Source organism: Flavilitoribacter nigricans DSM 23189 = NBRC 102662, from assembly GCF_002646595.1.
In the GTDB taxonomy this organism is placed as follows: Bacteria; Bacteroidota; Bacteroidia; order Chitinophagales; family Saprospiraceae; genus Flavilitoribacter; species Flavilitoribacter nigricans.
Genome location: NZ_PDUD01000033.1, coordinates 67,981 through 80,037 on the forward strand (window position 1 = coordinate 67,981; position 12,057 = coordinate 80,037).

Here is a 12,057-nt window from a genome sequence, read left to right on the forward strand (position 1 = left end):
TTTTCCAGGGAGTCAGTCTGGTTATAGCTTTATATCCAGTTTATGCTGTTCCTGGTTTCGTATGTACGAAAGCTCGATAGCTCCTCGCCAGCTTTCCCCCTGATAGTGTTCCATGAGCTGGGCGACCCGCTCGACCGGATGGTTATTGAGCGAAATGAGAACATCTCCGGCTTGCAGGCCCACCTTGCCGGCCAGGCTTTCTGCGGGTACGGTTCGCACCATTACCCCTTTATCGCTGTCGAGGCCGGCGGCTGAGCGTTCTCCCAATCCCCGGATATCACTGACCTGAGCGCCGAGGAAATCCACGAGGGGTGAACTGCTTCCTGCTTTTGGAAGAAAGAACAGCGGCGCGGAAATCTCCGGAGTATCCGCCATCGCCCGGAGCTTTGGATCCATAACGCCGAAGGAATCCATGGGGAAGTTCTCGAATCCCAGCGCGAGTGCCGGTGAGGCGTCTGCCACCCGGAAATCTCCGGTACCGGGGTCCAGAAAATCTGGATTGCCGTAGCCTCCGTGGGTATCCAGTCCCAACTCGTGGGACCGGCTGAGTGCGGCCGAATCGGGCAGCAGGTTGTAATCGATCTCATCCCCCCAGCCGTTCAGGCGGATCGGTTTGTACCAGGTCATCACAATATTGCGCCGGAAGACATCGTGACTGCCCTCAAACCAGACATGCGGGTGGAAGGAGTTATTGATCATGATATTATTCTCAACCGTCCGGTGGAAGCCTTCGCGGAGTTTGATACCGCCGTTCAGGCAGAGATTATTGTAGATATGGTAATTGCTCGATCCGTCGTCCAGATCAATATCCCAGCCGTGATCGCAGCGGAAGCGGTTATTGCGAATAGTGGTGGTATTTTGGGCATCGAGCAGGATGAGCCCGGGTTCCGCACGGGTAAGGCTATCCATGATCTGTCGGTTGGGGTGCCAGAAACGGTCTCGTCCCCAGGAGTTGAATGCACCGTGATCGCCGGTTTCCAGCACGGTGTTGAATACATCGTTGTATTCGATCATATGGCCGCCCCAGGTACCCTCGCTCACATTGATGCCGGCCCGGGGTGTATTGTAGATGGTATTGTGGCGCAGGGTGATCCCGGAGGCCATCGAGATCTGTACGCCGGCTACCTGTTTTTCGATAGTGTCGATATCGCGTATCAGATTCCCTTCGATCAAAGCCTGAGCGGGATAGTCGTTGTTTTTGGGCCCCGGTTCACGATCCAGTTGATCGGCCGCGACCCATTCGTGGTATTCAAAACTGGGAGAACGAACAGCTTCGGGGCTACCGACCAGTGCAATGGCGCTGGCCCCGATCTGTTCGAAAAGGTTGGTGGAAATGTTGGTTTTTCGGTTGTACTGATTGACAAACACGGCGTTTCCACCCAATTGTCGAAACTGATTATGTTGGATTAGTATATTCTCGGTGCCTTCCAGTAGCAGGGCTCCTCCCCGGTAGATGGCCCAGTCGCTCCGCAGCAGCGGCTCTTTGGTGCGCATGTAAGTGCTGCGGGTATGCCGGAATTCCAGACCGGCTACGGTAATGTCATGTACTGGTGCATCTTTGGAGCCCCGAAATTCAAACAGGTGTTCCAGCGAAGCGATCTCGGCCCGGGACGTATCGGGGTCAAGATCAGGGGCCGGAAAATAATAGAGTCTTTCCTCCGCATCATCGTAATACCACTCCCCGGGAGCATCCAGTTCTTCCCGGATGTTTTCCACAAAGCGGAATTCCCGGTGCATACCCATCTGCCGGTTATTTTGGAAGCCACCTTCCAGCGTGGCTTCTCCGGCTGCGTTCACGCCGGTGATCCGATAGTGATAGCCACCCCATTCCGCGCGGTGCATGGCGTGAAGTACGCCGGTTTCCGGTCGGGACCAGGTGCTGATCCGTTCCGGAGCGATCGCGTCGGTGGCGTAGCCGTTGTAGATCAAAATGTCCGGGTCATAATTCGGGTAGCGGGCCCGGATCTGTTTGCGGCCGTTCAGATACAACTGATCGAACGGCTGATCGGCCTTTAGTTCCGCCTGCAGCAATGGCCCTTCCCCCGCTGACCAGTTCAGTTCCAGATGTCTGGCTCCGGAGATCGTTACTGCTTCATCCCGGTAAGCCGTCAACTGCAATGGATGTTCCGGAGTGCCCGAGTGAATGGCATCGAACACCAGTGGCCGATCCAGATAATAGGTGCCCCGGCGGAGATAGATGGTCAGGTCCGATTCGGGATCTTTTTCCCGAAGGTCTTTCACCAGCTCAAGGGCGCGTTGCAGGCTTTGCAGCGGTGCATTTTGTTGTCCACTATTCTGATCGTTACCATCAGGAGCTACAAAAATTTCCTGCCTGTTTCCTCCACAGGAGTTGAATAGCAAACTGATCAGAATTAAGTAGGGTATAAGGCGCATTCAGGGGAGATTTGTTTCGGCAATTTTCCTTAACTGAAAGAAAGTTCTAATTTCTATATAAGTCCGTATCGCTTCTACCTATAGATTTGCCAACCTTATGCAGATTTTTGCTCATTTGGGTAATTCTGGGGGAATACGGCAATTATACTGGTCTGGAATCTAACTTTTAACGCCAGAGACAGGTTACTTAGGAAATACAACCGGGATCGTGAGATCCGGGTATTATCCCTTAAACCAATGAAAGAAGATACCAGAATCGTTGTTATCGGGACCTCGGCCGGCGGCCATGATGCACTCAGAGCGTTATTCAAAGATATTCCAGCGGATATCAATGCGATTTTTCTAGTGGTTCAGCACGCTGCCACGAACAGTACCTCCTATTTTGCCGGATCGCTTGCTGAAGTGACGGCCTTGAAAGTACAGTACGCCGAGCAGGATATGGTGGTCGAAACCGGTAATGTATATCTGTCAATTCCGGATTTTCATTTGCTTATCAACGGCAAAAAACTCTTTCTGAGCAAAGGACCTACGGAAAACCTTTCTCGTCCGGCCATCGATCCTTTATTTAGGACTGCCGCGGCAAATTTTGGCCATCGGGTTATCGGTATTATTCTCACCGGATTACTAAATGACGGTACCAGCGGTTTACAGGCCGTGAAAAACTGCAACGGGCTGACGATAGTGCAAAACCCGAATGATGCACAGTACTCGGATATGCCGGAATTTGCCCTCAAAACGGTAAAACCGCACTTCTGCTGTAATGTAGCTGATATGGGCCAAAAGATCATCGAACTGGTAGCCTCGGATCCGCCGGAAAAAAAGGAGATCCCTAAGTACATCAAACAGGAAGCAGCCATATCCATGAAAATAGCCAGCAGAATAAGGCTGGAAGAAGAAATTGGGGAACAGGTTCCCATCAGCTGCCCGGATTGCGACGGCCCGTTATGGCTGATGGAGCACGAAAAAAACATCCCTCGTTACCGTTGCCATACGGGACATGGATTTACGCTCGAATCGCTGCTGGTAGGGCAAAGTGCAAAAATTGAAGAAAGTCTCTGGGTGGCACTGCGCACTTTGGAGGAACGCATCGTTTTGCTTGAAAAATCGGTAGCTACCAATAAAAACAGGGGGTTTAATACCCTGGTGAACAGCCTGGAAAGAAAAATTGAAGAAGCTACCAGAAGTAGGGATACGCTGAAGGAGGCGATGAACATTCCGCCCCCCAAACTTAACGAAGAAGAGTTTTTGAAAAAAGAACTTCCGGACTGCGCCTGATTAAGGGGCTTTCCAGAAACCATTTTTGCTGTCGAAAATGACGTTCTATAGATGGTTTTTGGATAGGCTCTAAAACAACTTTGGAAAATAAGGGGCCCTGGAATGTGATACCCCATGCTTGACCTGATGCTCACCCACTAGCTGTATAGCTCTCCTTTTAGTATCTAACCACAACAGATTTTTTCAAACCGGGAAGACCAGCAGACTCGGAAAAAGGGAAAAGGGCAATGCCTGTTCTCCCGCCCCCAATCTCCTGGTCACCCCGGTTTGTCATTTTGTCCAGAGTATGGAATAAACTAGTCGATTCGTATTATAAGATCTACTCCACCGCGAGCACCACTACCGAAAACGGAGGCAGAGTAACCGTCAGTTGGTCTCCATTCTTCTGAAAACCGCGGAAAGTTTTCGGTGCTATTTTGTCCGGATTATCAAAAGTATTGTGGTCACTCAGATTGGCGGACTGCAAAATGGTCCCCGAAACGGAACCTTTCTCCGTGCCGCGTACGGTAAGGCTGACCGTCCGGGCATTTTTGGCGTCGATATTCACCAGAGAAACGTGTACGTTTCCGTCGGCATCCTTAGACGCAGAAGCGGAAATCGCCGGCAGTTTCTGCCCATTGAGTTCGTAATCCACATTCTGGAGGGTCAGTGGAAGCAGTTGCGCATCCTGGTGCACGTTGTACATCTTCATCACGTGGTAGGTCGGGGTGAGGATCATTTTTTCTTCATCCGTCAGCAGTACGGCCTGCAGTACGTTGATGGTTTGGGCCAGATTGGCCATGCGTACCCGGTCGGCGTGATTGTGAAAGATATTGAGGGTCGTACCGGCGATCATGGCATCCCGCATGGTGTTTTGCTGGTAGAGGAAGCCGGGGTTGGTGCCGGGTTCCACATTGTACCAGCCGCCCCATTCGTCAACTACCAGAGCAATACGTTGGTCCGGATCGTATTTATCCATAATGGTAGAGTGGCGGGTGACCAGTTCTTCCATATGCAGGGCCCGTTGCATGGTGGTAAAGTATTGCTCTTCACTAAAGCCGGTTGCCGGCCCTTTGTTGTTCCAGTCAATCACCGAATAGTGGTGCAAGGCGAGGCCTTCCACCAGGCTGGGAGGAAGTTTCTGCATCAGTACTTCCGTCCACTTGTAGTCACCCGAACTCGCTCCGGACGCAATGCGGAAGATGCCTTCTTCATTGCGCCAGGTACTCATGAAGGTGGCGTACTTTTTATAGACATCGGCGTAGTATTCCGGCGTCATGTTCCCGCCGCAGCCCCAGGCTTCGTTGCCTACACCCCAGTATTTTACGCCCCAGGGTTCTTCGCGGCCGTTCTCCTTGCGCAGGTCGGACATGGGGCTTACGCCGCCGTGATTGACGTATTGCACCCAGTCGATCAGTTCCTGGACCTCACCGCTGCCAACATTGGCGGCCAGATAAGGTTCGGCGTCCAGCATTTCGCACATATTCAGGAAATCGTGGGTACCGAAGCTGTTGTCTTCCGTTACCCCGCCCCACCAGACGTTGACGATGGTCGGCCGGTCAGCTTTGGGGCCGATGCCGTCTTTCCAGTGATAGGTGTCGGCAAAACAGCCGCCCGGCCAGCGGAGATTGGGGACCTTGAGTTCCTTCAGGGCTTTGATGACGTCATTGCGAATGCCGTTGGTGTTCGGGATATCCGTATTGTCCTCCCCGACGTAGAAACCACCGTAGACACAGCGACCCAGGTGCTCCGCAAAATGCCCGTAGATCTGACGGCTGATCGTGTGCTCGCCCTGATCCGCATTTACGATGATCCGGCTATCCGTCTGCTGGCTGAAGGCCGGCGTCAGAGCCGCCAGCAGCAGCATTGAAAAAAATACTCGTTTAAGCATAATGGCTGATGTTTTGTAATGAAAAAATCAATCGATTTCGCAAAGCGGAGTGGTTGTTTATGCTATTGGCCGTGGCCGGGAACCGGGTATGGTTACCAACCGGCCCAATAATAGGGTTTTGTGCAGGAAAATCATAGCTGTATGGGGTTTTGAATATTGCTGACCGGAACAATGACGGACATTTCCAAACTGCAGGGCCGGTCGGTGATTCGATTGCTCCTGTTTTCACAGAATAGAACAGAACAGAATGGTTTTTGCCCCAAAGCAGAATAGACCGGAATGGTTGCCCTACCGGACAACTGTATATTGTATTTTGAAATAATATTTTGTTCTTGAAGTTTTAATCAAAATAAAAGAAAAGGAGTCTCGATAGTAAAATAAGTTAATTTTTGAGTGCCTAAGGTTGATTTTTGCACCATTTTGCAAGAGAGAATGGTTTAAATTGGCTTTACAGGCTGACCAACCACGTACGTACTGCGATTTTCTGCGATTTCATTTTTAAAGCCTGCTTTTTTAAAACTACTAACTCGGGAAGCGATCCTAACCGGTAGGTGGGATGACGGATGACGTGATCAATGGACCTGCACGATATTGATGACGTTTTTGCCGAATGAGCCCACAGAAAAGAGGATCTCAACCCGAATTCCTAAACATTTTCCCATTGCCGGAGCGCGTACGTATGCTCCGTGACCAATTCCACAGCGTAACAACCCAAACCCTCCGCCGCGAAGACTCAGATCTTTCCCGGAAGCAGCCATGGTCTGACCGCCATTGGGCGAACAGGTAGTTCATGCCTGTGGCCGAACATGGTGGTAGCCGGCTTATTACCCGTGGAGATTTTTACACCGTTAAACTTTAGTTTATGAAAATGTTAACCAACTTACAACATCGACTCTTCAGATCATTACTGTTGGTGGGATGTTGTGTGCTCTCCCTGCAATTCGGATGGAGCCAGCGAATGGTATCCGGAACGCTAACCGATGCGGAGTCGAACGATCCGCTGATCGGTGCCAATGTAGTAGTGAAAGGTACCTCCACCGGTACCATTACCGATTTTGACGGAAGATATTCCCTGGAGATCCCGGACGATGCGACCACGCTGGTATACTCCTACACCGGCTATACGCCCAAAGAGATTGAAGTCGCCGGCCAGAGTGTGATCAATGTACAATTGAGTTCCGGCACCATCCTGGACGAAGTGGTCGTGATCGGTTACGGTACCCAGAAGCGGGCCGATATTACCGGAGCGGTAGCCCGCTTCGAAGCTGAGCGCCTGGAAGAGCGCCCCATTGCCCGGGTGGATCAGGCACTGGTGGGGCAATTGGCCGGAGTACGGGTGCAGCAGACCAGTGGTTTGCCCGGTGCCGGTTTTAAGGTACAGATCCGCGGTACGGGATCTATCAATGCGAACAATCAGCCACTGTACGTGATCGACGGCTTTCCGCTGGAAGTCTCCGAGCAGAACGCCAACGGCGGTTTCGGTGCCGGAAACCCGCTGGATAACCTCAATCCGAACGATATCCAGTCCATCGAAGTACTGAAGGATGCCGCCGCTGCCGCTATTTACGGTTCCCGGGCTTCCAATGGGGTTGTACTGATCACGACCAAATCCGGACAGGCCGGCAAAGCCCGGATCAACCTGAACGTTTCCTACGGTTTCAATGAAACGGCGAAAAAGCTGGACATACTGAATGCCGAGGAGTGGATCGACCGCGCCTCCGAAATGATCGATAATGCCTGGGTTAATTCCGGTGCCGGCCGCACGGCCGACCAGACTTCCGCCGAACGCCTGCAGATCCTGGGGGGCGCCTTCAACCGGGGTCTCATCAAGGATGACCGCTGGTCCCAGCCCGGCCATCCCGGACTGGTATTCATCGACTGGCAGGATGAGATGTTCCGTAGGGGTTCCATGCAGAATTATCAGCTTTCCGCTTCGGGTGGCAATGAATATGTGAAGTATTACGTATCCGGCGATTACCTGGATTCCGAAGGGATCGCCATCGGTGTGGGTTACAAGCAATATTCGGCCCGGGCCAATGTGGAGGTGAACGCCAGCGACCGCCTGACGCTGGGGATCAATCTGTCGCCGTCCTATTCGATTGCCAGTGATCCGGGGGTAGAAGGCAAAGACCAGCAGATGCACATTGCCGTCGGTATGGTACCTATCTCGGAGGATACCGTCGGTCTGGACGTTAACGTGGGCAACAACACGCCCTACACCTGGGGCAGCTCCCGTTCCAGCCCGATCCGCGTGATCGAAAATACCATCGGTGACCGCAAGATCTTCCGTACGCTGGGCACCGTTTACGCCCAGTACAATCTGCTGGACGGTCTGGATTTCCGGACCAGTTTCAACCTCGATCACGCCGATCAGACCAACAAAGACTACACACCAGCCTGGGTAACGCGCAACCGCACTGCCGGTGGCCGCTACAGTGGATATCGTCGCCAGACCTTCGTTAATGAGAATACCCTCTCTTTCAGCAAAACGCTGGGCGGGCTGCACAATCTCTCCGCGGTGATCGGTACTTCTTACAATACGTCGAAATTCGACAATTACGATATCCGGGTGGCCGGTGGATTCAATTCCGAGGTGATCACCACCCTGAACGCCGCCAACATCAACGCGGGCGGAACGTACACACGGGAAACGAAAAATACCCTGATCTCCTACTTCGGTCGTTTGCAGTACAACTTCAACGATCGCTATCTGCTCGCGGCCTCGCTGCGGCGCGACGGTTCCTCCCGTTTCGGGCCGGATACCAAATGGGGCGTATTCCCCTCCGTGTCGGCCGGATGGCGCGTGTCCGAAGAGGCGTTTATGGAAAATGTCGACCTGATCAGCAGCCTGAAAGTGCGGGCAAGCTGGGGGATCTCCGGCAACAACGGTATTGGTGATTACTCCCACGTATCGCTACTCAATTTCGCAAATTACACCTTCGGCGGCAATCTGGCTCCCGGACAGGTTCCCGGCAACTTTGCCAACCGCTCCCTGGGTTGGGAAGAATCCGAGACGATCGATATCGGTCTGGACGTCGGCCTGTTCGAAAACCGGGTGTTTGCCTCTTTCGACTATTACACCAAACGGAATACCGATCTGCTGCTCAATATTCCGGTACCGACTGCTATCGGCTTTTCTTCCGCACTGACGAATATCGGCGAAGTGCTCAACAAAGGCTGGGAGGTAGAACTATCGACCCGCAACCTGACCGGCGAACTGGGCTGGAATACCAGCATCAACTTTAGCCACAACTCCAACGAAGTGGTCCAGCTCGGACCGGAAAATACCCCGATCCTGGGCGGCGCCTTCGATATTACCCACAACATCCTGATGGTGGGCGAACCGATGTACAGCATTTTCGTGGTACAGCAGGACGGCATTCTTTCCCAGTCGGATATTGACGGTGGTGCGGCCCTCTACGGCAACCAGCAGGAAGGTGATCCCAAATACGTCGATGCGAACGGTGACGGGGTAATCTCTCCCGACGACCGGGTGCTTTCCGGGCATCCCAATCCGGACTACGTCTGGGGCATCACCAATACTTTCAGTTATAAAGGATTCGATCTGAGCTTCCTCTTCCAGGGCCAGTGGGGCGGAGTGATCTACTCTACTTTCGGACGGGCTATGGACCGTACCGGACAGGGTTTCACCGATAATACCCTGGGTTTCCACCGCGATCGCTGGCGTTCTCCGGATAATCCGGGAGCGGGCGAAAGGGGAAAGGCGAGCTCCAGCTTTGGCCGGATCAAAAATACGGACTGGTTGTACCCGAACGACTACTGGCGACTGAGAAACCTGACCCTGGGGTATAACCTGCAAAATGTACTGAACAGCAATCTGGTGAGCAACGCCCGTATCTATCTGACGGCGGAAAATTACTTCGGCGGAGATAAGTACCTGGGTGGGTTTAATCCCGAAGCGGTGAACAACAGCGGCGATGACTACGGTGCGTTCCCATTGCCCAAGTCCATCATTTTTGGCCTCAACCTCACTTTCTAAGGGAGGTTGCCGGCTAGAACGTGGACTTGAATTGAACATTTTTAAAAAGAAAAATTATCATGAGAAATATAGTTCCTTTTCTAATGCTACTGCTGGGCATCGTGGGCTGCGAGGGAGACCTGGATCTGGCGCCGATCTCCGATGCGGGTAGCAACGGTTTTTACAATACGGAGGATGATTTCATACAGGCGATCAACGGGACCTACGAGACACTGCGGTTCCATCCGGATCGCTACGTCGACCTGGATGAATGCCGCTCGGATAACATCTACACCCCGGGACAGTCCGGAGTACGCGACTGGAATGCGATCAACAATTTCCAGAATACCCTGGCTACGCTGGGTACCATCCGCAACGTCTGGAACGACTGCTTTAACGGCATCATGCGGGCGAATACGGTACTGGATCGGCTGGAGGAAAACGGCAGCGTGATCTCCGACGCCAATCTGCGGGCCCGGATCGAAGGGGAAGCCAAATTTCTTCGCAGCTTGCTCTATTTCGATATGGTGAAGTGGTTCGGCAAATTACCGCTGTTCGAGAGTTTTGTAACACCTTCCGAAGCCCTTTCCATCGGCCGCAGTCCGGTAGAAGATATTTACGCCCTGATCATTTCCGATCTGGAATACGCGGCGGCTAATTTGCCCGCATCTTACGGTGGTGCCGATGCCGGTCGGGCGACTTCAATGGCCGCCAAAAGTATTCTGGCCAAGGTATATCTCACCCGCTCCGGTCCGGAATTGCACCCGGACGGCCCCTGCCTGGGCACCAATGAGTACGGCCAGGCGCTCGATCTGCTGAACGAAGTGATCAACAGCAATCGTTTTGAAATGCTGGATGATTACGCCGCGATCTTCGACTACAACAACGAAGGCAACAAGGAGATCGTCTGGGATATTCAGTACATCAGCGGTGGACTGGGCGTTGGGGCGCTGTTTCCGACCGCTTATTACGATGAAGCCTGGGCGCGCGTCAACCTGCCTTTCGCCGGTGGGAATCCCGGTGACGGTACCAAAGATATTTCCGAGGACCTGCTGTCGGCCTACGCGGCGGGAGATCTGCGCGTGGAACCAACTTTCCTCCTGGATTATACCGATGATGCCGGTACGCTGATCGATGCGCAGTTCTACGATAAATTCATGGACGTCAGCAAGGCCGGTGGTGACCGCTTCGACTGGCCGATCAATTACCCGCTGATCCGCTATACCGATATCCTGATGATGAAGGCCGAATGTATCCTGCAGGGTGCTTCCGGTTCCCAGGATGAGGTGGACGCCATCGTCAATGCGGTGCGGCAGCGTGCCGGTCTGGCCCCGGTTTCCAATGTAAGTCTGGACATGTTGCTGGAAGAGCGGAGGAAGGAATTCGCCGGTGAAAATACCCGCTGGAATGTGCTGGTCCGCACCGGTAAGGTACTGGATGTGATGAATGCCTGGATCGCTCAGGAAGACGCTTCCGGAAAAATGGAACAAGTAACGGCCAATGATATCATCTACCCGATCCCGCAGGATCAGCTGGATGTGAAACGCGGGCTATACGAGCAGAATCCGGGTTATTAAGGGAAGCTGGGATGTTCGGATTTTTGGATTAGATCCGAACATCCTAAGCCCCCGGTAAAAAAGCGTGATCTACATTAGTGAAAGGCCATCGGCCGGGTTTTGGCCGGTGGACTCACCCCATTGGTGCTTCGACCGGGATCGTTTTACAACAATATCCTGAGTCCGAAGTACCAATTGGGGTTTTGTGCTTTCTGCCGATAGATCAGAAAACCGAATGCGGGGCGGCGCAGCTGGGAATTCCGGAAAAGAACGTATCTTTTGAGGATCTATGCCCCGAAATGGTGCTGTCGGTAAGTGGGAAACAAGAAATGCCAGTCCTTATTAATAAGGATTTTAACGCGCTTCATACGGAGAGGGATGTCCAGTTCTAAACAATGGTTTAAGATTTTTGCAATCGCAATGTCAATTGCAACTGCAATAGCAGGTAAGCAACAACTGTTTGGTCTATCATCGATCTTTTCGCCTGTTTTTGAGTGGATGAAATTGCTGTTGCCATTTTATTATTTGAAAACTGAACTACCCTAATATTTAGGGCCGTAGGACAGACCGGCTACAGGATTGGTTCCTCTTCCACAAAACGATACTCCTGAAAATATCGAGATTATAAATCACAAATACAGATCACGAGAATACATGCAACGTAACGCCTTTACCATGCAACTCAAACCCGGCTTCGAAGCCGAGTACAAAAAACGACACGATGAGATCTGGCCGGAACTTTCGGCTTTCCTTTCCGAATCCGGAATTCAGGATTACTCCATTTACCTGGACCGGAAAACACTAACGCTTTTCGCCGTGCAAAAGCTGGCGGACGACTTTGATCCGGAAGCCATACCGCAACATCCGATCGTAAAAAAATGGTGGGCCTACATGGCCGATATCATGGAAACCAATCCGGATAATTCGCCGGTGACGGGCGCTCTGGAAGAGGTGTTTCATATGGATTGAGCGGCGGACTGCTT

General features: G+C 52.5%; 6 protein-coding genes. 4 read left to right on the top strand and 2 right to left on the bottom strand.

Annotation, left to right across the window (positions count from 1 at the left end):
* Positions 1 to 21: 21 nt before the first annotated feature.
* Positions 22 to 2,394: a PDZ domain-containing protein gene (locus CRP01_RS27885; protein ID WP_099153349.1), complete on the bottom strand. Its 2,373-nt coding sequence runs from the start codon at positions 2,392 to 2,394 to the stop codon at positions 22 to 24.
* Between the two features lie 237 nt (positions 2,395 to 2,631).
* Here CRP01_RS27885 and CRP01_RS27890 point away from each other — a divergent pair, with 237 nt between their 5' ends.
* Entirely contained in the window at positions 2,632 to 3,669 is a 1,038-nt protein-coding gene (locus CRP01_RS27890) for a chemotaxis protein CheB (protein ID WP_099153350.1), read from the top strand.
* A gap of 319 nt (positions 3,670 to 3,988) precedes the next feature.
* Here the strand turns inward: CRP01_RS27890 and CRP01_RS27895 are convergent, their stop codons facing one another.
* Positions 3,989 to 5,539: an alpha-N-arabinofuranosidase gene (locus tag CRP01_RS27895; protein WP_233752774.1), complete on the bottom strand. Its 1,551-nt coding sequence runs from the start codon at positions 5,537 to 5,539 to the stop codon at positions 3,989 to 3,991.
* 862 nt (positions 5,540 to 6,401) lie between these two features.
* Here CRP01_RS27895 and CRP01_RS27900 point away from each other — a divergent pair.
* The 3 genes from CRP01_RS27900 (at position 6,402) to rhaM (ending at position 12,043) form a co-directional block, all read left to right on the top strand.
* Positions 6,402 to 9,539 carry a SusC/RagA family TonB-linked outer membrane protein gene (locus tag CRP01_RS27900; RefSeq protein WP_099153352.1) on the top strand — a complete coding sequence of 1,046 codons (3,138 nt, stop codon included), beginning with the start codon at positions 6,402 to 6,404 and terminating at the stop codon, positions 9,537 to 9,539.
* A 59-nt stretch (positions 9,540 to 9,598) separates the two neighbouring features.
* Positions 9,599 to 11,095, top strand: coding sequence for a RagB/SusD family nutrient uptake outer membrane protein (locus CRP01_RS27905; protein ID WP_099153353.1), 1,497 nt, complete (start codon positions 9,599 to 9,601; stop codon positions 11,093 to 11,095).
* Between the two features lie 633 nt (positions 11,096 to 11,728).
* Positions 11,729 to 12,043: an L-rhamnose mutarotase gene (rhaM, locus tag CRP01_RS27915; RefSeq protein WP_099153355.1), complete on the top strand. Its 315-nt coding sequence runs from the start codon at positions 11,729 to 11,731 to the stop codon at positions 12,041 to 12,043.
* Positions 12,044 to 12,057: the final 14 nt, after the last annotated feature.